This window comes from Halorubrum sp. GN11_10-6_MGM (assembly GCF_005435165.1).
GTDB lineage: Archaea > Halobacteriota > Halobacteria > Halobacteriales > Haloferacaceae > Halorubrum.
Genome location: NZ_SGUC01000017.1, coordinates 15466 through 39334 on the forward strand (window position 1 = coordinate 15466; position 23869 = coordinate 39334).

Annotated in this window: 20 protein-coding genes and 1 pseudogene; 8 read left to right on the forward strand and 13 right to left on the reverse strand. The window is 68.1% G+C overall.

Translation table 11 applies throughout. The features are described from left to right. Nucleotides 1-42 precede the first annotated feature (42 nt). Entirely contained in the window at nucleotides 43-1362 is a 1320-nt protein-coding gene (locus EXE46_RS09840) for a M20 family metallopeptidase (RefSeq protein ID WP_137688222.1), read from the reverse strand. 160 nt (nucleotides 1363-1522) lie between these two features. On the opposite strand from EXE46_RS09840, the gene EXE46_RS09845 reads away from it, so the two are divergent. From EXE46_RS09845 to prf1, 4 genes are all read left to right on the forward strand, one after another. Beyond that, nucleotides 1523-1963: a DUF302 domain-containing protein gene (locus EXE46_RS09845; RefSeq protein ID WP_137688223.1), complete on the forward strand. Its 441-nt coding sequence runs from the start codon at nucleotides 1523-1525 to the stop codon at nucleotides 1961-1963. A 74-nt stretch (nucleotides 1964-2037) separates the two neighbouring features. Continuing rightward, nucleotides 2038-2973 carry an NAD-dependent epimerase/dehydratase family protein gene (locus EXE46_RS09850; RefSeq protein ID WP_137688224.1) on the forward strand — a complete coding sequence of 312 codons (936 nt, stop codon included), beginning with the start codon at nucleotides 2038-2040 and terminating at the stop codon, nucleotides 2971-2973. A gap of 761 nt (nucleotides 2974-3734) precedes the next feature. Next, the gene (gene argS, locus EXE46_RS09855) at nucleotides 3735-5543 is read left to right on the forward strand and encodes an arginine--tRNA ligase (RefSeq protein ID WP_137688225.1); all 1809 of its coding nucleotides are present in this window, start codon (nucleotides 3735-3737) and stop codon (nucleotides 5541-5543) included. Nucleotides 5544-5618: 75 nt separating this feature from the next. Beyond that, nucleotides 5619-6869, forward strand: a complete 1251-nt coding sequence (gene prf1 / locus EXE46_RS09860; RefSeq protein ID WP_137688226.1) for a peptide chain release factor aRF-1 — start codon at nucleotides 5619-5621, stop codon at nucleotides 6867-6869. A gap of 32 nt (nucleotides 6870-6901) precedes the next feature. On the opposite strand, the pseudogene EXE46_RS09865 reads toward prf1, so the two are convergent. From EXE46_RS09865 to EXE46_RS09890, 6 genes and pseudogenes are all read right to left on the reverse strand, one after another. After that, nucleotides 6902-7346 (reverse strand): annotated as a pseudogene (locus tag EXE46_RS09865) (metal-dependent transcriptional regulator). 43 nt (nucleotides 7347-7389) lie between these two features. Continuing rightward, nucleotides 7390-7875 carry a ferritin-like domain-containing protein gene (locus EXE46_RS09870; RefSeq protein WP_137688227.1) on the reverse strand — a complete coding sequence of 162 codons (486 nt, stop codon included), beginning with the start codon at nucleotides 7873-7875 and terminating at the stop codon, nucleotides 7390-7392. 154 nt (nucleotides 7876-8029) lie between these two features. Further along, nucleotides 8030-9268 carry a Fe-S cluster assembly protein SufD gene (gene sufD / locus EXE46_RS09875; protein WP_137688228.1) on the reverse strand — a complete coding sequence of 413 codons (1239 nt, stop codon included), beginning with the start codon at nucleotides 9266-9268 and terminating at the stop codon, nucleotides 8030-8032. Nucleotide 9269: 1 nt separating this feature from the next. After that, nucleotides 9270-10700, reverse strand: coding sequence for a Fe-S cluster assembly protein SufB (sufB, locus tag EXE46_RS09880; protein WP_137688229.1), 1431 nt, complete (start codon nucleotides 10698-10700; stop codon nucleotides 9270-9272). Nucleotides 10701-10752: 52 nt separating this feature from the next. Next, nucleotides 10753-11676, reverse strand: coding sequence for an ABC transporter ATP-binding protein (locus EXE46_RS09885; RefSeq protein WP_137688230.1), 924 nt, complete (start codon nucleotides 11674-11676; stop codon nucleotides 10753-10755). Between the two features lie 145 nt (nucleotides 11677-11821). After that, on the reverse strand, nucleotides 11822-14641 hold the full coding sequence (locus EXE46_RS09890; protein WP_137688231.1) for a DNA-directed DNA polymerase: 2820 nt from the start codon (nucleotides 14639-14641) through the stop codon (nucleotides 11822-11824). 102 nt (nucleotides 14642-14743) lie between these two features. Between EXE46_RS09890 and EXE46_RS17165 the strand changes: the two genes are divergently transcribed. The 3 genes from EXE46_RS17165 to EXE46_RS09900 all read left to right on the forward strand — a co-directional run bounded on the left by EXE46_RS17165 (nucleotide 14744) and on the right by EXE46_RS09900 (nucleotide 15916). After that, on the forward strand, nucleotides 14744-14914 hold the full coding sequence (locus tag EXE46_RS17165) for a hypothetical protein (protein ID WP_199234151.1): 171 nt from the start codon (nucleotides 14744-14746) through the stop codon (nucleotides 14912-14914). Between the two features lie 58 nt (nucleotides 14915-14972). After that, the gene (locus EXE46_RS09895; protein WP_137688232.1) at nucleotides 14973-15395 is read left to right on the forward strand and encodes a hypothetical protein; all 423 of its coding nucleotides are present in this window, start codon (nucleotides 14973-14975) and stop codon (nucleotides 15393-15395) included. An 80-nt stretch (nucleotides 15396-15475) separates the two neighbouring features. Then, nucleotides 15476-15916 carry a hypothetical protein gene (locus EXE46_RS09900; RefSeq protein WP_137688233.1) on the forward strand — a complete coding sequence of 147 codons (441 nt, stop codon included), beginning with the start codon at nucleotides 15476-15478 and terminating at the stop codon, nucleotides 15914-15916. A gap of 224 nt (nucleotides 15917-16140) precedes the next feature. Here the strand turns inward: EXE46_RS09900 and rad50 are convergent, their stop codons facing one another. The 4 genes from rad50 to EXE46_RS09920 all read right to left on the reverse strand — a co-directional run bounded on the left by rad50 (nucleotide 16141) and on the right by EXE46_RS09920 (nucleotide 20959). After that, the gene (rad50, locus tag EXE46_RS09905; protein WP_137688234.1) at nucleotides 16141-18828 is read right to left on the reverse strand and encodes a DNA double-strand break repair ATPase Rad50; all 2688 of its coding nucleotides are present in this window, start codon (nucleotides 18826-18828) and stop codon (nucleotides 16141-16143) included. Beyond that, nucleotides 18825-20162: a DNA double-strand break repair protein Mre11 gene (mre11, locus tag EXE46_RS09910; protein ID WP_137688235.1), complete on the reverse strand. Its 1338-nt coding sequence runs from the start codon at nucleotides 20160-20162 to the stop codon at nucleotides 18825-18827. Before mre11 ends, rad50 begins: the two co-directional genes overlap by 4 nt. Further along, nucleotides 20159-20620, reverse strand: a complete 462-nt coding sequence (locus tag EXE46_RS09915; RefSeq protein ID WP_137688236.1) for a hypothetical protein — start codon at nucleotides 20618-20620, stop codon at nucleotides 20159-20161. The genes mre11 and EXE46_RS09915 overlap by 4 nt, the downstream gene beginning before the upstream one ends. Before the next feature lie 75 nt (nucleotides 20621-20695). Continuing rightward, nucleotides 20696-20959 carry a winged helix-turn-helix domain-containing protein gene (locus tag EXE46_RS09920; RefSeq protein WP_137688237.1) on the reverse strand — a complete coding sequence of 88 codons (264 nt, stop codon included), beginning with the start codon at nucleotides 20957-20959 and terminating at the stop codon, nucleotides 20696-20698. A gap of 183 nt (nucleotides 20960-21142) precedes the next feature. Here EXE46_RS09920 and EXE46_RS09925 point away from each other — a divergent pair, with 183 nt between their 5' ends. Then, nucleotides 21143-22360 (forward strand): proteasome-activating nucleotidase, encoded by a 1218-nt coding sequence (locus EXE46_RS09925; RefSeq protein WP_137688238.1) that lies wholly within the window; start codon nucleotides 21143-21145, stop codon nucleotides 22358-22360. 79 nt (nucleotides 22361-22439) lie between these two features. Here the strand turns inward: EXE46_RS09925 and EXE46_RS17615 are convergent, their stop codons facing one another. Beyond that, the gene (locus tag EXE46_RS17615) at nucleotides 22440-22571 is read right to left on the reverse strand and encodes a hypothetical protein (protein WP_255509524.1); all 132 of its coding nucleotides are present in this window, start codon (nucleotides 22569-22571) and stop codon (nucleotides 22440-22442) included. 87 nt (nucleotides 22572-22658) lie between these two features. Then, nucleotides 22659-23834, reverse strand: a complete 1176-nt coding sequence (locus EXE46_RS09930; RefSeq protein WP_137688239.1) for a bifunctional oligoribonuclease/PAP phosphatase NrnA — start codon at nucleotides 23832-23834, stop codon at nucleotides 22659-22661. Nucleotides 23835-23869: the final 35 nt, after the last annotated feature.

Here is a 23869-nt window from a genome sequence, read left to right on the forward strand (position 1 = left end):
CTTCGGCTCTCCGGCGAGCGCGCCCTCCCGCTCGCCTGCGGACTACTCCCGGTCGATCTCGGTCCGCCACGCCGCCGGAAGCCGGGCGTAGACGACCGCGTTGCCGACGAGTGCGTCGACGGGGACGTGCTCATCGGGCGCGTGGAGCGTGTCGGTCCCAAGCGCGAACTCCACGGTCGATATCCCGGCGTTTCGGAGCTTCTTGGCGTCGCCGCCGCCCGTCGCGCTCCGCCGGAAGACCCGGTCTCCCGTCACGTCCGCCGCCGTCGACGCGACGGCCTCGACGAGGGGGCCGTCGGGATCTTCTGCGGTGCCGACGCTCCAGGACGCGTCCGCGACCGTGATCCCCTCGCAGTCGGCGACGCACTCGCGGATCCGTGCGAGCACCTCGGGCGTGTCGACCCCGGCCGTCAGCCGCACGTCGATCTCGGCGCGCGCGGACCCCGGGACGGCGTTCACCGCGTCGCCGCCCTCGAAGACGCCGAGGTTGATCGACGGGTACCGGAAGAGGTCCCGGGCGGCCGCCTCGCCCATCGACGGCGCGTAGTACGCGACCGACTCCTCGACGATCGGCTCCGTCTCGGCGCCGATCGCCAGCCGCTCGGAACCGAACCGGTCGCGCAACGTCTCGACGGCGTCGTAGAGCCGGTCGACGGCGTTGACCCCGAGCGTCGGCCGGGAGCCGTGCGCCGCCTCGCCCGCCGCTTCGAGCGTCAGCCAGATGCTGCCTCGGTCCGCCACCGTGACCGAGTGACGGCCCCGCTCGCAGGTCGGCTCCCCGATCACGCACGCGTCCGCGTCGAGAATGTCCGCGCCGAAGCTCTCCGCGTCGAGCGCCCCCGCGTCGAGCAGCGCCGGAAGCCCGGCGTCGCCGCCGACCTCCTCGTCGCTCACGAACGCGAACAGGAGGTCGACGGGCGGTTCCGTGTCGGTCGCGGCGAACGCCCGGATCGCGAACAGCATCGACGCGACGGCGCCCTTCATGTCGGTCGCGCCCCGCCCGTAGACGCGGTCGTCGTCGCGCTCGCCGAGCGGGTCGCGCGTCCACGCGTCGGCGTCGAACGGCACCGTATCGAGGTGTCCGTTGTACAGCAGCGTGCGGTCGGACTCGCCGGGAACTCGCACGAGGAGGTTCGCCTTCGCCGGGTCGACGGCGAACCGCTCGACGTCGACCGGAAGCGGGTCGAGGTACCGCTCGATCGCGGCGACGATCTCGCGCGTGTCGCCGGGCGGGTTCGACGTCTCGACCGCGAGCAGGTCGAGAGCCAGCGAGACCAACGCCTCGCGGTTGGTTCGCACGTACTCGGCGGGAGCCTCGCCGCCGGTCGCCGTCGGTGGGGCCGCTCCCGTGTCTTCGGCCATACGTCTCCGTTCGTCGCCCGGCGATTTATTTATTTTGTATATATTAAACAATACTGTGCTGCCGGGGGACAGCCTCGAAGCGATACGACCGGCGGCCGCGCTCCGATATCGACGCGATATCCGAAGGGATTTTGTTACGTAAGCACAAGACAACACACGAATGACGCTCCCAATCGACCCGAGTCAGATCGACCCGGAGGACGTCGGCGAACAGCAGGCGACGCTCGAAATGGACCACGAGGCGGCGATCGAACACGTCCGCGAGGTGTTCACCGACGCCGGGTTCGGCGTCCCCGTCGAGTTCTCGCCGTCCGAGATGCTCAACGAGAAGGTCGACGCGGGTCGCGACCCCTACTACGTGCTGGGCGCGTGTAACCCCGAGGTCGCCGACCGGGCGCTCGACGCGACGGACAACACGCTCGGCGCGCTCATGCCGTGTAACGTCGTCGTCTGGGAGGAAGAACCGGGCACGCAGCGCGTCTACCACGTCTCGATCATGCGCATCGCCCGGCTCGTTGGGATGGCGCCGGACGACGACGAGATGGCGGACATCGTCGCCCACACCGGCGAGCTCGTCGACGAGGCGTTCGAGAACTTATAAACTGCGACGCGCTCGACGCCGCCGATCGCGTTGCGATTCCACACCTACTTACCCGCGACCGCCGACGGGCCGGTATGAACCTCGCCGATTCGCGCGTCCTCGTGACGGGCGGTGCCGGCCTCGTCGGAAGCCACCTCGCCGCCGCCCTGCTCGACCGGGGTGCGACCGTCCGGGTCGCGGACGACCTCTCGAAAGGGACCCGCGACCGCGTGCCCGCCGGTGCCGCGTTCGTCGAGGCGGACGTGACCGACCCGGACGCCGTCGCCCGCGCGGTCACTGCCGACCTCGATATGGTCTTTCACTTCGCGGCGTACACGGACACGAACTACGACGACGACCGGGTCCTCTTCGAGGAGAACACCGAGATGACGTACAACCTCTTAGAGCGGATGCGCGAGGTCGGCGTCGACCGCTTTGCGTTCACCTCCTCGTCGACCGTCTACGGTGAGGCGCCGCGGCCGACGCCCGAGGATTACGGCCCGCTCGAACCCATCTCGATCTACGGCTCCTCGAAGCTCGCGGACGAGGCGCTCATCTCCACGCACGCTCACTCGTACGGGATTCAGTCGTGGGTGTTCCGGTTCGCGAACATCGTCGGCCCGCGCCAGCGCGGCAACGTGATCCCGGACTTCATCGAGAAGTTAGACGAGTACCCGAGCGAACTGGAGATCCTCGGCGACGGCCGACAGGAGAAGTCGTACATGTACGTCTCGGAGTGCGTCGACGCCATCCAGCACGTCGTCGAGACTGCGGACGACGCGTACAACGTGTACAACCTCGGGACGCGGACGACGACTTCCGTCACCGACATCGCCGACATCGTCAGCGAGGAACTGGGCGTCGCCCCCGAGTACAGCTACACCGGCGGCGACCGCGGCTGGACGGGCGACGTGCCGAAGATGCGGCTGTCGATCGAGAAGCTGGTCGAACTGGGGTGGGAGCCCTCGATCGAGAGCGACGAGGCGGTCAGACGGAGCGCGCGTGAACTGATCGACGAGATCGTGGAGTAGCCTCGCGAGCGCTACACCTCCGGACTGATCTCGTCCGGGGTGAACCCGTGGAAACACCTGAAACACCGATAGAGGCGTGCGGTCCCGGGAGCGTCATCGGACCGCGGATACCCGTGGGTTCGCACTCTCACCACGAGGTAGGTGCTTCCGCACCCGGGACAGGAGGGCCCGTCGAACACGGCCCTGAGATCGGTGCGCACGGACAAAAAACCGGGCCCGTGGATCGACTCGGACAGAGCTGGGTAGACTCCCGAAGCCCCAGTCGCTCGGCTGTACGTTGCTGTCCTTGTTTATAAGCGGCCGATCGACACAGACACCGCCGAAGCCCCAGTCGCGAGGCGGGCAGACGCTTGCTGCGCTCCTCGCTCGCGTTGCTCGCTGCGGTGCTTACGTCGCCTCTGCCCGCCTCGCGACTGCCCCTTCGAGTCCCGCCCCGCACAGCACCACCGGAAGACGGTCCTGCTCGCTCACTGCGTTCGCTGTCGTTCGAAAATCGAAGATTTTCGTGATAACGAGAATCTCTGATTCTCGAACCACGCGGGCTGCGACTTCCGCACTCCCGTTCGGTCCCTCCGGTCGCTCACGGGACCGCAGCCTCACACCTCCCCAGCCTCGTCGCGCGTGCTCCTCGCGGCCGCCACCGGCGGCCGCTCGCAGGCACGCGCCACCGCACCTCATCTCCAAATTGTGTTGCGTCTCCCGTTCTCCTGACGCCGAGCCGCTTCGGAAGGGCCTTTTAACCCGCCCGTCGAACGGACGGTATGTTCAGGCAGTTCCGGTCGGAGGTCGAGGCGGCGCTCGCGGACGCGCTCGACTCGCTCGACCTCCCGACCGACGACCTCGGCATCGAGCGCCCGCCCGACGACATGGACGCGACGCTCGCCTCCAGCGTCGCCTTCCGACTCGCGGGCGAGGTCGGCGACGCGCCGCCGAACGTCGCGGCGACGGTCGCCGAGGCGGTCTCGGTCGCCAACGCCGACTACATCGCGGGCGTCGACACCGCGGGGCCGTACGTCAACTTCCACGCGAACGAGCGCTACCTCGCGGACACGCTCGATTCGGCCGCCGTCGAGGCCGACTACGGCGCGCTCCCCGACCGCGACACGTCGGTCGTGGTCGAACACACCAGCGCGAACCCGACCGGCCCGGTCCACGTCGGCCGCGCGCGCAACCCCATCGTCGGCGACGCCGTCGCGAACCTCATGGCGTACGCGGGCTACGACGTCGACCGCCACTACTACGTCAACGACGCCGGCCGGCAGATGGCGGTGTTCACGTGGGCGTACGAGCGGTTCGACGAGTCCGACCTCGACGAGGAGCCGGCCCGCGACCGCGCCGAGTACGACCTCGTGCGCTACTACCGCAAGGGGAACTCGTTCTTGGAGGAGGCCGACGCCGACGCGGTCGAGGCCGCGGAGGCGGAGATCCAGTCGATCCTTCAGGGGCTCGAAGCGGGCGACGAGGAGACGTACGAGCGCGTCGGCGAGGTCGTCGACGCGGTGCTCGGCGGGATGAAGGACTGTTTGGCGCGCCTCCCCGCTGAGTTCGACGAGTTCGTCAAGGAGACGCGGTTCATGCGCGACGGCTCCACCGACGAGATCGCGGCGCGGCTCAAGGAGACCGACAACGCCGTCTACGAGGAGGACGCGTGGCAGCTGGAGCTCGACGACTGGGGGATCGACAAGAACCTCGTCTTCCTCCGCTCGGACGACACCAGCCTCTACACCACCCGCGATCTGGCCCACCACGAGTGGAAGTTCGCGAACTACGACCGCGCCGTCACCGTCCTCGGCGAGGACCACAAGCTCCAGGCCGACCAGCTCGACGCGACCCTCGAACTGCTCGGCAACGACACCGACCGGCTCGGCCACGTCATCTACTCGTACGTCAACCTCCCCGACGGGAAGATGTCGACCCGGCAGGGGACCGGCGTGATGCTCGACGACCTCCTCGACGAGGCGATCGACCGCGCCCGCGACGCCGTCGAGTCCCGGATGGACGACCGCATCCGCGACGATGACCTCACCGACGAGGACGTCGAGCGCATCGCGCATCAGGTCGGGATCGGCGCGGTCCGGTACGACATCGTCTCGAAACAGCCCGCGAAGGCGATCACCTTCGAGTGGGAGGACGCGCTCGACTTCGAGGCCCAGTCGGCCCCGTTCGTCCAGTACGTCCACGCGCGCTGCGCCGGCATCCTCGACGAGGCCGCGGCCGCCGGGATCGACGTGCCGGGCGTGACGGCCGACGCCGACGGCGCCGTCGACCCCGACGCGCTCGACGTGGACGCGAGCGCGCTCGAAACCGACGCGGCCCGCGAGCTCCTCCGCGAGGTCGCCCGCTTCCCAGCGGTGATCGAGGGCGCCGCGGACGACCTCGAACCGCACACGGTCGCGACGTTCACCCGCGAGTTCGCCGACGCCTACAACGCGTTCTACCGCGAGTGCCCGGTCGTGACCGCCGAGACCGAGCCCCTCCGCGACGCGCGGCTCGCTGTCGTCGCCGCCGCCAAACACACGATGGCGAACGCGCTCGACGTGCTGGGCGTCGAGGCGCCGGAGTCGATGTAGGCCGGCGAGACGGCCGCTTCCGGCCGTATCGATAGGTCAAAGCTTACTTACACGCACGCGACCGTATTCAGGATAATGAGTAGCGACGCACAGGAGGCGAACGAGGACCGCCGGAAGTACGAGTTCCGCAAGGTCATCGAGGAGCTCAAAGACTACGAGGGCTCCGGCACCCAGCTCGTCACCATCTACATCCCCGAAGAGAGGCAGATCTCCGACGTGGTCGCTCACGTCACCCAGGAGCACAGCGAGGCGTCGAACATCAAGTCGAAGCAGACTCGGACAGCCGTCCAAGACGCGCTCACGTCGATCAAAGACCGGCTGCGCTACTACGACACGTTCCCGCCCGAGAACGGGATCGTGATCTTCTCCGGCGCGATCGACAGCGGCGGCGGGCAGACGGACATGGTCACCCGGACGCTGGAGTCGCCCCCGCAGCCCGTCGAGTCGTTCCGGTACCACTGCGACTCGGAGTTCCTCACCGAGCCGCTCGAACACATGCTCGAAGACACCGGGCTGTTCGGGCTCATCGTCTTGGACCGCCGCGAGGCCAACGTCGGCTGGCTGAAGGGGAAACGCGTCGAGCCCGTCAAGTCCGCCTCCTCGCTCGTCCCCGGCAAACAGCGGAAGGGGGGGCAGTCCGCACAGCGGTTCGCCCGTCTGCGCCTCGAAGCGATCGACAACTTCTATCAGGAGGTCGCGGGGATGGCCAACGACCTGTTCGTCGACAAGCGCCACGAGCTCGACGGCATCCTGGTCGGCGGCCCCTCGCCGACGAAAGACGAGTTCCTCGACGGCGACTACCTCCACCACGAGCTCCAGGACAAGGTGCTCGGCAAGTTCGACGTCGCGTACACCGACGAGTCCGGGCTGAAGGACCTCGTCGACGCGGGGCAGGAGGCGCTCGCCGACCAGGAGATCGTTCAGGACAAAAACGACATGGAGGAGTTCTTCGAGAAGCTCAACACCGGCCAGGAGGCCACCTACGGCTTCGATCAGACCCGCCGGAACCTGATCATGGGCTCCGTCGACCGCCTGCTCATCTCCGAGGACCTCCGCTCGGACGTCGTCGTCTACGACTGTCCGAACGACCACGAGGAGTACGAGGTGGTCGACGCCCGCCACTCGACGCCCGACCACGAGTGTAGCGAGTGCGGCGAGACGGCCGCGGTCGAGGAGCGCGAGGACGTCATCGAACACCTGATGACCATCGCCGAGCAGCGGGGCACCGAGACGCGGTTCATCTCGACCGACTTCGAGAAGGGCGAGCAGCTGCTCGACGCCTTCGGCGGTATCGCCGGGATTCTGCGGTACTCGACCGGCGTCTAAAACGATTCGCTGACGGCTTTCCACGACCGCTCTTACTGCTGTTCCGGCTCGACCGGTGCCGCCGCGACCTCCAGACACGCGCAGGCGTCCGTCTCGGGGTCGAAGCAGTCCGGGCACTCCGGCTGGCGGTCGATGATGGTGTCGAGCCGCTCGGCGACCGTGTCGTCGATGACGGCCTCCAGCTCCCGGGCTTCCGCCTGGAAGTCCTCGACCGCGAGGACGTTCGCGAGGAAGCGCTCGATGATACAGTAGGTCTGGAGCGCGTCGCGGGCGCGAACGATAACCGTCGTCGGTCAGCTTGACGCCCTTGTACTTCTCGTGTTCGGCGAGCCCCCGCTCTTCGAGCTTGCCGATCATCTCGTTGGCGCTGGCCGGGCTGACGCCGAGCGCGTCGGCTATCGACCCGGTCGAGGCGGGACCGTCTTCTTCGTCCTGTACGACGTATATCGTCTTGAGGTACTGGTCTGCGGTGTTCACGGCTGTCCTCCGTCGGCGCTCGTCGGCGACTCGTCTGCCCGGTTCATCGGCGCTCCATGACCTCCGTGACTTCCCGTACGCCCTCGGCCTCCTCGTCGCGGATCGCCGTCAGGGTCGCGATCAACTCCTCGCGGTCGATCGAGAACGTCGCGTCGGAGCCCTCGATCGCCTCGATGAGGTCGTCGTAGAACTTGTACGCCGTCTCCTCGTTGCACAGCTGGTCGTACAGCACGTCGTCGAAATCCTCCGGCCGCGTCCGCCCGTAGCGGGCGTCGACCAGCGACTCGATCTCGTCGAACGGGACGCTGTCGACGCCGAGCCCCTCGATGAGCGCTTCGAGCCGCTCGCGGTGGTCGGCCGACTCCTCGGCGGCGTCCGCGAGCAGCGCCTCCACCTCCTCGTCGAGCTCGGCGTCCAGCTGCTGGTAGTGGCGGTGCGTTCGCGCTTCGACGACCTCCTCGAGCACGATTCCGATCTGGAGCAGCCGCGCGAGCTGGTCGTCGGAGGCGACCCGCTGGCTCACGCTCACCGCGACCACCCGAGACGGCACGAGACGCGGGTTCGCATACCCCGGACTCGGGCGTCGTCGGTCTTAAGCCGTTCCCCTCGCGCGCCGGTCGCTCCGCGGGCGGGTCGGGGCCGGAAAAATCCGTTCGGCGGGCGAACCGCGAGCGCCGACCGGTCTACTGGAGGCGCTCGAAGACGAGTTCCTCGACGTCGTCGCGGAACTCGTCGACCGCGATCTCCTCTAAGACGGGCACGAAGAAGCCCTCGACGAGCATATTCCGGGCCGTCCGCGAGTCGATAGAGCGGCTCTCGAGGTAGAACAGGTCCTCGGCGTCGACCTGTCCGACCGTCGCCGAGTGGGACGCCTCGGTGTCGTGGTTGTGGATGATGAGCTTCGGCGACGCGTCCGCCTCGGCCTCGTCCGACAGCATCAGCGTGTTCTCGCGCTGGTAGCTGGAGGTGTTCCACGCGTCCTCGCCGACGTCCTGAACGCCCTCGTAGACGGAGCGGGCGACGTCGTCGAGCACGCCGCGGGTGACCAGGTCGGCGGTCGTCTGCTCGGCCTGGTGCCACACGCGGGCGTTGATGTCGAAGTGCTGGTCGTCCGTCCCGAAGAACGTCCCGACGATCTGGCTCTCGGAGCCGTCGCCGTTGAGCTCGGTCTCGATGTCGGAGCGGGTGAGCTTCGAGCCGAAGTTGCTCTCGATCCAGTCGACCGTCGCGTACGTGTCCGTCACGCCGCGCTTCAGCGAGTAGGTGTACGCGTCGGAATCGAGGTTCTGGAGCGAGCCGAACTGGACGTTCGCGTTCTCGCCCGCGACGACCTCGACGAGGTTCGAGAAGTACCGGTCGCCGTCGACCGTTCCCGAGGCGGCGGCCTCGCCCTCGCCGTCACCCGACGTGATCGATTCGAGGATCGTCACCGACGACGACTCCTCGGCGACGACGAGCGTCTGGCTGAACAGCGAGCGGGAGTTCATCTCCGCGCGCACCGTCACGTCCTCGACGTCGACGCCCTCGGGGACGTAGACGAACGTGCCGGTGGTGAACAGCGCGACCGAAAGCGCCGTGAGGTAGTTGTGTTCGGGGTCGAGGACGGAGCCGAAGTTCGCCTCGATCACGTCGCCGTACTCGGCGAGCGCCTCGGTGAACGGGAGGACGACGACCTCGTCGTCGCCCGCGGTCCGCTCGGTCTCGTCCGACTGGTTCAGCGGGTCGACGAGCGCCTCGAAGTCGAGCGCCTCCAGGTCGGTCCAGCGGCGCCCCGGCGTCTGGATGACGTCAGGGAGATCCGCCGTCTCCAGCGCGGACAGCGCGTTCAGGCGGGTTTCGAGGAGCCACTCGGGCTCGTCGCGTTCGTCGGCGATGCGTCGTACCGTGTCCTCCGAGAGGCTCTCGATTGCTTGCGTGCTCATGTTATCCGAGCGAACCCTCCATCTCCAGCTCGACGAGCCGGTTCAGCTCGACGGCGTACTCGATCGGCAGCTCCTCCGTGATCGGCTCGATGAACCCTGAGACGATCATCTGTTTCGCGTCGTCGTCGTCGAGACCGCGCGACTGGAGGTAGAAGATGTCCTCGTCGCCGATCTTGCCGACGGTCGCCTCGTGGGCGACGTCGACCTTCGACTCGTTGATCTCCATGTACGGCATCGTGTCCGACGTCGACTCGTTGTCGAACATCAGCGCGTCGCACTCCACGGCGGTCGAGGAGTTCTCGGCGCCGTCCGCGATGTGGACGAGCCCGCGGTAGTTGGTGCGGCCGCCGTCCTTCGCGATCGACTTCGACTCGACGGTGGACTTCGTGTTCGGCGCGTTGTGGTACACCTTCGCGCCGGTGTCGATGTCCTGCCCCTCGCCCGCGAAGGCGATAGTAATGTGGTTGTCGGAGGCGCCGCGACCCTTCAGGATCGTCGACGGGTACAGCATCGTCGCCTTCGACCCCATCGAGCCGGAGATCCACTCCATGCGCCCGCCCTTCTCGGCGATTGCGCGCTTGGTGTTGAGGTTGTACGTGTTCTTCGACCAGTTCTGGACGGTCGAGTACTGGACGTGAGCGTCCTCGCCGACGAACACTTCTACGCCGCCGGAGTGGAGGTTAAACGCCGAGTACTTCGGCGCCGAACAGCCCTCGATGTAGTGGACCTCGGAGCCCTCCTCGGCGATGATGAGCGTGTGCTCGAACTGGCCCATCCCCTCGGAGTTCATCCGGAAGTACGCCTGGACGGGCATCTCGACCGTGGTGTTCTCCGGCACGTAGACGAACGAGCCGCCGGACCAGATGGCGCCGTGAAGCGCCGCGAACTTGTTGTCGCTCGGGGGGACGCACTTCGTCATGAAGTGCTCGCGGACGATCTCCTCGTGCTCTTGGACCGCCTTGTCCATGTCACAGAAGATGACGCCCTTCTCCTCCCAGCGCTCCTGCATGTTCTGGTAGACGATCTCGGACTCGTACTGCGCGCCGACGCCCGAGAGCGCGTTCTTCTCCGCCTCCGGAATGCCGAGCTTGTCGAAGGTGTCCTGGATCTCCTCCGGGAGGTCCTCCCAGCTCTCGGCGCCGCCGCGGGTCTCGATGTCCGGGCGGATGTACGGCACGATCTCGTCGATGTCGACTTCCGAGAGATCCGGCTGGCCGGGCCAGTCGGTCGGCATCGGCATCTCCTGGAACTGCTCTAACGCGCGGAGGCGGCGCTCCAGCATCCACTCCGGCTCGTCTTTGTCCTCCGAGATGACGCGGACCGTCTCCTCGGTGAGGCCCTTCTCGCTTTTGAAGGCGGAGTTCTCCTCCTTCTTGAACTCGAAGCGGGCCTCGGTGTCTGTCTCCTTGAGGTCGTCCTGTTGTGAACTCATAGTGTGTTGTTACGGATTCCCGTGTTTACGTGTGTCGCGTGCCCGCATTCGGTTACGCCGCCTCGAAGGCGTCCTCGCGGACCCAGTCGTACCCCTCGTCTTCGAGCTTCTCGGCGAGCTCCGCGCCGCCGCTCTTGACGACCTCGCCGTCCAGCATGACGTGGACGTGGTCGGGCTCGACGTAGTCGAGGATGCGCTGGTAGTGGGTGATCTGGAGGATGCCCGTGCCCTGCTCGTCGCGGAGCGCGTTGATCCCCTTCGAGACGTCCTTCAGGCGGTCGATGTCGAGCCCGGAGTCGATCTCGTCGAGCACGGCGACGCTCGGCTCCAACATCGCGGCCTGGAGGACCTCGTTCTGCTTCTTCTCGCCGCCGGAGAAGCCGGCGTTGAGGTAGCGCTGCATGAACTTCTCGTCCATGTCGAGCAGCTCCATCTTCTCCGAGAGGATCTCCTGGAACTCGGCGACGCCGATCTCGCCGTCGTCCGCCGGGCCCTCCATCGGGGAGGTCTCGTAACCCTCGTCCTCGTCGTCGTCCGCTTCGGCCTCCGCCTCCTCCTCGTCCTCGAACAGCTCCTCGCGCTCGTCCGCCTTCGCGTTGAGGGCCTGGCGGAGGAAGTTCGTCATGGTGACGCCCTCAATCTCGGCGGGATACTGGAAGCCGAGGAAGATGCCGAGCGCGGCGCGCTCGTTCGGCTCCAGCTCCAGCAGCTCCCAGTGGTAGTCGTCGTCGTCGAGGTCGACGTCGACGTCGTCGACGTCCGCCTCGTCCAAGTGGAGGGAGATCGACCCGTCGGTCACCTCGTAGGCCGGGTGGCCGGCGATCACCTTCGCCAGCGTCGACTTCCCGGAGCCGTTGGGACCCATCAGCGCGTGGATATCCCCGGACTCGACGGTCAGGTCGACGCCGCGAAGGATCCGTTCACCGCCCTCTTCGGCCACTCGTGCCCGAAGGTCGTTGATTTCGAGAGTTGCCATTGTGTTCTCGTGCCTCGTGTCCGTACAGTGGGTATTGCGGGGGTTAACGGTTACGCATCTCCGCCTCAAAACTCGCAGATCGAACAAGAAATTTTCTTCCGATCGAAAACTGCTTTTGACGCTCGGCGTTTCCCCTCGCGGCCGGTCACATGAACGAGCCGAGCCCGGTCTGCTCTTGGCCCGTCTTCACCTCCTCCCACGACATTCCGAGCGCCTCGATGACGCGCTCTATCGGTCCCTGAAGGGTCTTGTCCAGCATCTTCTCCCAGTCGACCTCGAACTCGTCGGGCACCTGGTCGGCGTACTCGAAACAGATCACGTCCGGATCGCGTTTGAACTCCCCGTACAGGGGGTCGCGCTGTGGATCGAGTCCCTCCTCGTCTTCCATCCGCGCCCAGAAGTCGGGGTGGACCTTCTCGATGTACAGCCGCTTCGGCTTCGATCCGCTCCCGAAGTTGGTCCCGAGCATGAGGTTCGCGTACTTCGCGCCGCGGACCTGCGCGGTCGGCGTGTCGTAGGCGTCCAGCTTCTTGCCGATCCCGCCGGGAATCCCGATCTCGTCGAGGTCGACGTCGCCGTCGAGCACTCGCGCGATGACGTCCACTAGGTACGACTTCACCTCCTCTAAGTCCTCGTCGATGTCGTCGCCCGTCACGATCGTCTCGATGACGTTCTGCTGGACCTCCTTCGTGATGCCGGCGATGTCCGAGCGCTTGTACTCGAAGCCGGTGATGTCGATGTCGTCGACGTCTTTCCCCTCCTTCCAGATGATGTGGCCCGCGTACCGCTTCTTCTTGCCCGCCTGGAAGAAGCGCCGGTAGAGCTTCTCGAACTCGATCTCGAAGCGGTGCGAGTCGGCGTTCAGCTCCTCGCGCGCGAAGTCGTCGTAGCGCTCGTTGATGTGGTCCGCTATCTCGAAGGAGGTCTCGATCGCACTTTCTTTCGACAAGTCACCAAGCGAAAGCATGACGCTGTCGGTGTCCCCGTACGTGACTTTCCTGTCTAGCTCTTCGGTCACGCCGGCGGTGAAGTCGATCACCTCGCGGTTGGTCGAGGTGACGCCCGCGCTCATCTCGCGGTCGTACAGCCGGAACCGGTCCCAGCCGAAGACGCCGTACAGGCTGTTCATCAAGACCTTCACAGCTCCCTGTTGGCGGTCGTACTGCTCGTACGCCTCGGTTCCCGGATCGTGCTGGTTTCGAAGCGCCTTCTTCTCTTCGCGCTCGTCGAGCAGCTCGTTCACCATCTCTCGGATGATCCCGTCTGGTTCCTTCCGGAAGTGAACGCCCGTGGGGGTCCGATACGTCTCCCCGTCGTACTCCTCGGGGTCGACCTTCGTCTCCGGCGAGGCGTTGATCGTCACCATCGACATCGGGTAGAGGCTCTTCAGGTCGAGCACGCTCACCATCTCGCGGACACCCGAGATCGGGTCGAACACCGCGCCGCCCTCGAACTCCTCGGCCTGCTGTTGGCCCTTGGAGGGGAGCGCGAAGTTGCCGTACGCCATGTGGAGCACGTACATGTCGACCGCGTCGCCCGGCGTCGTCGCGTCCTCCAGCTTACAGCCGACGATCTTGCGGGCGTCGTCCCAGAAGGCGATCACGTCCTGCGCGCGGTCGATCTCGACGCACAGCTCCACGTCGCGGATGCTGTACTCCAGCAAGCGCTCGGGGTCCTGCTCCCAGAGGTCGCCGATGTCGCCCGTGTAGCGCTCCTTGCCGACGCCCAGCTCGCGCTCGCCGACCGCGTCGAGGCGGTACGACTCCAGCTCCGTGAACATCGTGCGCTTGTAGGCGTACAGCAGGTCGAAGACGACCCGCCCTTTCACGTCCGGGCCGCCCCAGCCCGAACGCCACACCTCGCCGATCCGGGAGAGACGGTCGACGGAGAGGTCGTACTGGCTCCCGTCGTCGAGCACCTCCAACCGGTCGAGGACGTACGGCATGTCGAAGTCCTCGAAGTTCCACCCGGTCAGTACGTCCGGGTCCGTCTCGTCGAGGTAGTCGACGAACGCGTCGAGCATCGCGGCCTCCTCGTCGAACGTCCGAACCTCGAAGCCGATCTCGCCGTCCCCGACGATCCCCTCGTAGTCGGGGAGGTCCTCCGGCGGCGGGATCTCGGCCTCCGGCGCGTCGTACAGCCAGACGACGTACTCGTCGTCGTAGGAGTCGTGGCTGGTGAGACAGATGATCGGCTCCTCGCCGTCCTCGGGGAACCCGCGACGGTCGTCAACTTCGATGTCGAAGGTGTTCACCCGCAGTTCGGCGTCGACGTCCGCGGGTTCGAGATGTCCTTGGTGGACCTGTATCGTTCCATCCTCGTCGTCGAGCCGTCGCTCCTCGACGCGGATCCCGCCGTTGAGTCCGTTGTCGATCAGGAGCCGATTCGGGAAGAGGATGTCCGCCTCGAAGCTGGTCTCGAAGTCGTCGCGGATGTTCCCCACGTCCCGGGGCGTCCGCGTGACGATCCGGGTGAGCGGCTCGCCGCGGATGCTCTCGTAGGGCTCGCCGTCGGGATCCTCCTCGCGCGTCCCGATCACCACGTCGTACTCCTCGACCGGATCGCGGTCGAGGTCGGCGGTGGGGACGTAGAAGTACGGCTCGACGCCGAGCACGCGGAGGTGTTCGACGGCGTCGTGGTCCGGGTCTCCGTCGACGTGTTCGGCCTCCCCGTCGACCTGTTCCGCGGGTCGTCGGCCGAACACGTGGACGACGGGGTACTCGTCGCTGCCGTACCCCTCGACGGCGTAGTCGTTCTGGGTGATCATCAGCTCGACGGTCCCGGTCGACTCCGGGAACTTCGCCTCGTCGATGTCGACGACGTCGCTGACGTGGCCTCGTCCGCCGCCGGCGACGACGGCCGCCTCCTGGGCGGCCAGCTCCTCCCGTTCGGTGTCCGTGTCGCCGTCGGCCTCGTCGCCCGCGTCGCCGCTCGACGAGAAGTCCGACAGCCCCGACTGAGTCATATCCGCCCTTCGGCGGCACCCGGCTAAAAAACTCGGCTTTCGGGTGCGGCGAGGTCTCCCGCCACGGAAAGGCATATATTGTGTGACTTCTTACCACGGTCTATGTCTTCGGACCCACGCTCCGAACCGGTGGCTCGCCCGGCCGACTCCGACGCGGTCGACGCCGAGGTGGAGGCGTACGAAGACGACGGGAACGTGGTGCTTTTCGACGCCACGAACCCCCTCGCGTGGGTCGAAGCGAGCCGAACCGTACGGCTCGCCGACGCGGTCTGACCGACGAACCCCGTCTGACGGACGGAACCCCTTTGACCCGGCGCGGCGTACGACCGGCGTGTTCAGCCTCGACGAGGACGACGAGGGCGAGATCTCCGTCGGCGAGAGCTCCGACGCCGAGCGGGAGATGACGCCCGACATCCCCGAGGCGCCGTCGGTGAAGACGTTCGACGACGGTGGTGACTTCGAGGACGCGAGCGACGTGGATCAGGGAACCCTCCGCGCGTTCGTCGCCGCCGTCATCTACGCCAACGCCGCGGTCCTCCTCGTCGCGCTCGGTCCGATGGTGTGGTTCTTCGAGGGCTGGTCGCGGATCGGTTTGGCCCTGCTCGTCGGCGGGCTCCTGGCGGGCGTCCGGACCTACCAGACGTACCGGGCGTGGAAGCGGTCCCGGGACGAGGCCGAGGCGGACGCCGACTCCGACGACTCGGTGTCAGGGGCGGCCGATCCGGACGCCGACGCGACGTCCCCGGAAGCTTGACATCCTCCCCGCGCTGAGGCGCGAGGCCTTCTCCTCGAATCTCCGGAAGCGTAATGTCCGGCGAACGCCCTTCTCCGACCATGCAGACGGTCCGCGACGGCGACGGCGAGACGTACCTCCTCGTGAAGCGGTCCGCCGAGTCCAGCCGCGTCCGCGATCCGGACACCGGCGCGGAGCGGTACGTCGACAACGACGACCTCCGCGTGGTGGACGGCGAGTCGGCGCTCGCGACCGCCGCCTCCGGCGTGCCGGATCCCGTCCGCCGGACGCTCGGCGCGGTCCGCGGCGACCGGTCGCTCGGCCTGCTCGCCGTGATCGTCGACGAGGGGCCGATCGCGGCGATCGACCTCCTCAACGCCGCCGACATGTGCGAGTCGGACCTCCACGGGACGATCACGGAGTTCCGCGCGGCGGGACTGGTCGACGAGGCCGATGTCGCGGGGCGACGCGGCTACGATGCGACCCCGGTCGCGGTTGAGGCGCTGGGGCTGTTGCGGGGCGAGTCCGAGGGAGGCGAGTAGTCGGTTCATAAGCTCGAACCGCGGCAGTTCGGGGCGGTTCGCGGCCGTTTGCGGCCTCGATTTCTTCGTTCGGCCGAGCGTGTGCCTCGCGCCTCCCCAGCCTCGTCGGTCGCCCTCCGCGTTGCTCCGGGCGACCGACTCCCTCGCGGTCCGCTCGCGCCCGGCGGGCGCTCGCGGGCGCGCCGACGTGGAAGGTGCGGAGCGCCGTCAGAGAGACCGCCCGTTCAGTCGTCCGCGAGCGACGCGACGTCGAGGTCCGCCGCGTCCTCCCGCCGGACGGTCGAGCGGTTCGAGCGCGGGTCCTTCTCGACGGTGACGAGTTCGTCGGCCGCGCCGACCAGCTCGTCGTCGTGGCTCACGATGACGATCTGACGCACGCCGAACCCGCGCATCTCTTCGACGAGCCGGACGAGCCGCGAGACGTGGCCGGAGTCGAGGAAGACGGTCGGCTCGTCGAGGATGAGCGGCGGGGTCGGCGCCGCGCCCTCGATCCCCTCGGAGAGCAGCCGGTAGATCGCACAGCGCAGCGAGAGGTTGAACAGCGCGCGCTCGCCCCCGGACAGCTGCTCGGGGTCGAGCGGCTCGCCGTCCTTCTGGTAGACGGTCAGGACGTACTCGCCGTCCAGCTCGATGTGCGAGTAGGCGTCGTTGCCGTAGACGAGCTCGAACGTCTCGTTGAGGGTGCGCTCCAGCTCCGTGACGTTCCGCTGGCGGAGCTCGGCGCGCAGGTCGCCGTACATCGACTCCAGCTCGCTCGTCTCCTCGTGGAGCGTTCCGAGCGCCGACACCCGCTCGCCGAGCGCCTCGCGCTCCTCGCGGAGGCCCTCCAACTCGCGGAGTTCGCCTTTCACCCCGCCGATCGCGTTCTGGAGTTCCTCGCGCCGCTCGTCGAGGGCGTCGAGCTCGTCGGCGACCCGTTCGAGGTACTGCTCGGCGTCTTCCTTCCGCTTTTTCGCCTTCTCGACCGCGGCCTCGTCGACGGCGTCCGCGAGCTCGTCGCGGCGCTCGCGCTTGTCGGCGAGCCGGTCGCGCCGCTCGTCGTTCACCTCCTCTAGGTTCTCCCGCTTCTCGCGGCGGCGCTCGATCTCGTCTTCGGCGTCCGCGACCGCGGACAGGCGCTCCTCGACCGCCGTCACCGCCTCGCGGGCGGCGTCGAGCTCGGACAGCGACGCCTCCAGCTCCTCGACGCGTTCCGCGGCCGCCTCGGCCTCCTCGCGCTTCTCTTCGGCGACCTCGCGGGTCTCCTCGGCCTCGGCGCGAAGCTCGGCGGCGCGCTCGCGCTTCGCTTCGGCGTCCGTTCGTTTCCGCGCCGCCTCCTCACGCCGCTCTTCGACGCGCGTTTCGAGGGTCTCGACTCGCCCGTCGATCTCGTCGAGGCGGTCCGCCGCGCTGGCGAGCTCGTCGAGCTCCGTGATCCGGTCGTCGAGGTCGCCCTCGCGCTCGCGGGCGTCTTCGAGTTCTGACTCCAGTTCGGCGACTCGCTCGCGGTCCGCCTCGATCCCGGTGGCGTGCGGCGAGTCCTCGACCGGCTGGCCGCACTCGGGACACTTCCCGGCCGCGAGCAGTTCCTCGGCCTCTTCGACGCGCTCGCGGGCGTTCTTCACCTCCGCCGACAGCTCCGCGATCCGCTCGCGGAGCTCGCCGCGCTCGTCGCGCAGCGCGTCGCGCTCGTCGGCGACGTCGTCGCGGTCGACGTCGGCCGCCGCGAACCGCTCGCGGAGTCCGTCAGCCTCCTCGCGCAGATCCTCGATCGAGGACTCGCGCTCGTCGGCCTCGGCCGCCGCCGCCTCGGCCTCGTCGGCGAGGGCGTCGGCCTCGGATTCGATCTCCGCGGCGCGCTCGACGCGGTCGTCGGCCTTCCCGGCGAGGTTCGTCGCCTGGTTCCGGAACGCCTCGGCGCTCACCCGCTCGTCGTCGAGATCCTCACGGATCCCGTCCTCTCGATCGTCGAGCGCCGCGCGACGGTCGGCGACCGCCTCCTCGGTCGCCGCGTCGAGCCCGGCGTCGTCGAGCCGCTCGTCGATCTCCGCCTCGATCTCGTCGATCCGCTCGCGCGTCTCGCGGATCGCGTCGCGGTGGTCGTCGCGCTCGCGCTCGGCCTCTCGGATCGACGCCTCGATCTCGTCGATCTCCGCCTCGACCGACTCCAGCGTCTCCCGCTTCTCCGCGTGGATCGACAGCGTCTCCGCGGCCGCGTCGCGCGTCTCCTTCGCCTGCTCCCGCTGCGTCTCGTACCGGTCGATCTCGTCGGTGACCTCGCCGAGTTCGCTCTCCAGTTCGTTGAGCCGGGCGTGGAGGTCGCGGTCCTCCTTCGCGGCGATCTGCTCGTCGAGCTGGTCGAGGCGCCCCCGTCGGTTTTCGAGGACGTCCTCGACGCCGAGCCGGGCGTCGCCGGCGCGCTCGCGGTACTCCTCCAGCTTCCCCAGCTGGAGCAGGTCGTCGATCGTGTCCTGCCGTTCGCGCGGGGTCGCGTTGATCAGCTTGTTCACCTCGCCCTGCCGCACGTACGCGCAGTTGACGAACGCCTCGGCGTCCATCCGGAGCAGCTCCGTGACGAACTCGCGCACGGCGCGGGCGCCGTCGCGAGTCACGTCGCTTCCGTCGGTCGATTCGAGCGTACACTGGTGGTCGATCCGGCCGTCGTAGGACTTGAGCCGTCTCTCGACGTGGTAGGCGACCCCGTCGTGGGTGAACCACAGCTCCACCTCCGTCTCCTCCTCGCCGTTGGTGATGACGTCGTCGAGAGTGCCGTCGATCGCCTTCGACCCGTACAGTGCGAAGAAGCAGGCCTCAAGGAGCGACGACTTCCCGCTGCCGTTGAGCCCGTGGATCACGGTGACGCCCTCCGTCAGCCGCAAGTCGGCGTCGCCGTACGGCTTGAAGTTCGCGAGCCGGACGCGGTCGAACTTCACAGGTAGTCCTCCATGGAGACCTGTCCGTCGGCCGCCGACGGGTCGGGATCGGTCGCGTCCGCGGGGTCGGATTCGGTGTCCGATTCGTCGGCGTCGGATTCCGGTTGGTCCGACTTCGATTCACCGCCGCCGTCGTCCTCTCTGTCGGCGTCGTCCACGCTGCCGCCGGCGTCGCCGGCTTCGGCGGCCGTCTCGACCGCTTCGAACGCGTCAAGCCCCTCCGTTTCGTCGTCGAGCCGCTCCTCGATCCTGCGTTTCACCGTTTCGCGGACGTTGGCGTCGGGGACGGTGTCCTCGCGGACCGTGCGCTCGACGTCGCGCGCGGCGGTCGACAGCGCCATCTCGTCGAGCCGGTCGCGGACCGCGTCTTCGGGGTCGGCGAAGCTCACGTCCACCTCGCCGTCGGCGTCGACCTCGCGGCGGTCCGTGACGCGCGCGATGAGCGCGCCCTCGTCGGTCGCGAACTCCTCGACGACGGCCGGCGTCACCGGGTCGCCCTCGCCGGTGATCTCGACGTGGACGACCGCCTCCGCGAGGTCGAACTCGCGAACGCGCTCGCGGACCCGCGACTCGCCTTCGCCCTCGCGGAGTTCGACCGAGACGAAGACGAACGGGCGCGTGTCGAGCGCGCGCCGCCGGATCTCGACCCGGTCGTCGCCGCCGGCCCCGTCGGCGTCGAAGACGACGAGGTTGTAGCCGCGCCCCTCGCGCTCGCTCGCGCTCGCGCGCTCGGTCGAGCCCGGATACGTGACCCACGTGTCGGCGACCTCCGCGGTGTCGGGCGTGTGGTTGTCGCCGAGGAGCATCGCGTCGAACGCGACGTCGCTCTCGGTCAGCACGGTCTCCGTGTCCCAGTCAGCGTACCCGAACGGCTCGAAGAGGCCGTGCGCGACGAGGGCGGCGTACTCGACGTCGTGGTCGGCGAAGGCGTACTCGAGGTCGTCGCGCCGCGAGACGGGGACGTGGTCGAGGCCGTAGAAGGCGGTGTCTCCCACGACGACCGGCTCGTCGCCGAGCCGGGTGGCGAGCCCGAGGCGCTCGAAGAGGTCGAGCCACTGGCCGCCCCGCGTCGACTCGTGGTTGCCGACGACCGCGAGGAAGGGGACCCCGGCGTCGTCGAGCCGGCGGAGGACGGAGATGGTCCCCATCAGGTCGCGGAGTTCGGGCCGCCGGTCGTGGAAGAGGTCGCCCGCGTGGACGACGGCGTCGACGCCGTCGTCGACCGCGTCGTCGACCACGGCCTCGAACGCGTCGAGGAAGTCCTGGCGTCTGACCGGCGAGTGGTACTGCGAGTACCCGATGTGGGTGTCGCCGGTGTGGATCACCCGTGTCATCTGTCCGGCCCTTGGCCGGTGTCGGGCTTAGGGATTCCGGGGCCGGAGCGGAAGTGGTCGCGGGCGCAGCGGTCCGCCCCCGGCGGCCCGTCGCCGTCGCCACCGGCGGTCGCCTCGGTGCCGTCGTCCTCGGCGGTCGCCCCGGTGTCGTCGTCTCCGGCGGTCGCCTCCGGACGGTCTCCGACGGCGTCGCCCGCCGCCGCCCGTCGAAACGCCCGGTACGCGGCGAGCGCGTCGCGGCCGCGCTCGGCGGCGGCCTCGTCGCCCGCGCGGTCCGCGGCGTCGACCGCGTCCGCCAGCCGATCGAGGCCGACGGCGTCGACGAACCCGGCCGCGCGCCGGAGGTCGGTTCGCGCGGCGTCCGCCTCGTCGATCACGGCGACGTACGGGCGTCTCGCGGTGTCGGTGCGCGTCGCGAGCGCGGCCAGCGCGCGCTTGACGGCGGTAGTCGAGACCACGGACCGACTGGCGCGGCATCCGATATAAACCGTCGCGGACGGTCGGTGACGCCGAGACTCGGCGGCGCGTCGGGTTCAGATGCCGAGCGAGTACAACCGTTTGCGCGCGTCCGAAAAGGAGAACCGGGAGTCGACGACGCCCTCGTCTTCGAGCCGCGACAGCGCGTACCGGACGGTCCGCGGCGGCAGCAGCGTCTCCTCTGCCAGTTCGCTCTGGGTCAGCGTGTCGTTGTAGTCCAACACCTTCGCGACCAGCTTCGCGCTCGGGGGGAGGTCGCGAACGGCGGCCCAGCGGTCCGCGGTCCCGTCGTCGGCGGTGACGGCGTCGGTCGTGCTCATGCGTGTCCCGATCGTCGTCATGCTAGTTGATAATATTTACTATACACTCTAATTACCTACAAGCATTATTACGTGACGCACTCGCGGCTCCGAGGCGTCGTCGTCCGCCGTCTCGCTCCCGAGACAGGCGCTATCGTGCCCCCACCCGAAGCCTCTTATCCGCGAGACGCTTTAATAAGCACAATGAGCGACACGGTCGACGACGTCGACATGCCCTACGACGAGGGTTCGGCGTCGAAACAGGAGAAGATCGACTCCTTACAGGAGCGGCTCGACGTCTTAGAGTCCCAGAACGAGGAGATGCGCGACAAGCTCCTCGACGCCAACGCGGAGAACAACAAGTACCAGCAGAAGCTCGAACGGCTCACGCACGAGAACAAGAAGCTGAAGCAGTCCCCGCTGTTCGTGGCGACGGTCCAGGAGATCACGCCCGACGGGGCCGTGATCAAACAGCACGGAAACAACCAGGAGGCGCTCACGGAGATCACCGACGAGATGCGCGAGAAGCTCGACCCCGACGACCGCGTCGCGGTCAACAACTCGCTGTCGGTGGTCAAGAAGCTGGAGAAGGAGACGGACGTCCGCGCCCGCGTGATGCAGGTCGAACACTCGCCGGACGTCACCTACGCCGACATCGGCGGGCTCGAGGACCAGATGCAGGAGGTCCGCGAGACCGTCGAGATGCCCCTCGAACACCCCGACATGTTCGAGGACGTCGGCATCACCCCGCCGAGCGGCGTGCTGCTGTACGGCCCGCCCGGGACGGGCAAGACGATGCTCGCGAAGGCCGTCGCCAACGAGACGGACGCGACGTTCATCAAGATGGCCGGCTCCGAGCTGGTCCACAAGTTCATCGGCGAGGGCGCGAAGCTCGTCCGCGACCTGTTCGAGGTCGCTCGCGAGAACCAGCCCGCCGTCCTGTTCATCGACGAGATCGACGCCATCGCCTCGAAGCGCACGGACTCGAAGACCTCGGGCGACGCGGAGGTCCAGCGCACGATGATGCAGCTGCTCTCCGAGATGGACGGCTTCGACGAGCGCGGCGAGGTCCGCATCATCGCCGCGACCAACCGCTTCGACATGCTCGACCCCGCCATCCTCCGCCCCGGCCGCTTCGACCGCCTCATCGAGGTGCCCAAGCCCGAGACCGAGGGCCGCGAGATCATCTTCCAGATCCACACCCGCAACATGAACCTCGCCGACGGCGTCGACTTCGCGGAGCTGGCCGAACTGACGCCCGACGCCTCCGGCGCCGACATCAAGGCGATCTGTACGGAGGCCGGGATGTTCGCCATCCGCGACGACCGCACCGAGGTCACCCTCGACGACTTCCTCGAAGCCCACGACAAGCTCCGGCAGGACGAGGAGACGAGCGCCGACGACTCGCTGGCGTTCGCCTGATCGGACCGACTTCGCCTCGATTCGAAACCCGCAGCCCGATCACTGTTTTCCGACGGTCGGTTTCGGTCGAAGCGCCCCGCTACAGCGCCGCGACGGCCAGGGACGGCACGACGAAGAACAGCAGAAACACCAGGCCGACTGCGAGCGCGTATCCGGCGCCGACGCCGGCGAGCGCGAGCCATCCGTCGTCGAGCGCGTCAGCGACGTCCATGTCGGACGAACCGCGTCCCGGGACTTAAATCCGCACGCTCGGTCGGTGCCGACGGTCCAGCGTCCCGGTCGCACCGCGTCGGCTCGGTCACACGTCGCCGGCCATCGCTCGGAACAGGCCGTCGGCGAGCGCGTCCCGGTCGACGGCCTCCGTCTCTCCCTCTCCGGTCGGGTCGACCTCCGGTTCGATCGTCCCGCCGCCCATCCGGGAGTGCCCCCCGCCGTTCCCGTTGTCGACGTCGTCTAACACCGCCGCGATCGCGTTGCCCATGTGGACCCGGTCGTCGCGCGACCGCCCCGAGAGGTGGACGGTCCCGTCCCGCTCGCCGATCACCACGACGGCGCTGACCCCTTCCAGCTGGATCAGCTCGTCCGCGGCCTGCGGGATCGCGTCGACGTTGTTCACGCCGCCGACGTCGGCGACTGCGAACGATCCCTCGACGCGGCGTCCCGCGATCGCGCGGGCCTTGACCTCCAAGACCTCCGCGTCGACCGCGGGGTTCGCGATCCGGTCGAGCCGGTCCTGGTCGACGCCGGGATAGAGGTAGGCGGCCGCCGCGAAGTCGGGCTCGCTGGCGCCGACGGTGAGGTGTTTCGTGTCGGCCAAGATCCCGTACAACAGCCCGGTCGCGGTGTCCGTCGACAGCGTCAGGTTGCTCCCGGTCTCGCTCGCGTGGTTGTCCGGCGGGACCGGGACCGCGTCGTTGTCCCGGAAGTACTCGGCGACCACCGAGGCGCTCGCGCCGTAGTCGGTCCGCACGTCGGTGAACGACTCCCCGGCGCCGTCCCCCGGGTGGTGGTCGATAACGGCCGTCGGCAACACGCCGTCGGCGCCGGCGAACCCCCGGGGCTCGTTGTGATCGACTAAGACGACCGACTCCGCCGCGAGGTCGCTCACGTGTTCTATCGGCTCCAGTTCGAGGTCGAGGACGGTACGGAACGCCCGGTTCTCTTGGTGGCGGATCTGTCCGGGATACTGGACGGTCGCCTCGACGTCGACCTGGTCCGCGAGCGACGCGACGCCGACGGCGGCCGACATCGCGTCGGGGTCCGGGTTCGGGTGCATCAACACCGCGATCTCGTCTTCGTCGGCCAGCAGTCGGCGGAACCGGACCCCCGCCGTCCGCCGGGCCCGGACGAAGACGAGGACGACCGCGACGGTGAACAGGACGGCGAGCGCCACCCCGACGGCGACCTCGGGATTTTCGCGGACCACGGCTTCCGCCGTCGAGAATCGGTCGCCGGCGGCGCTCATCGCTCCCATGAGTCGATGCCAGTCTCTCCCAGCACATGAAGGTT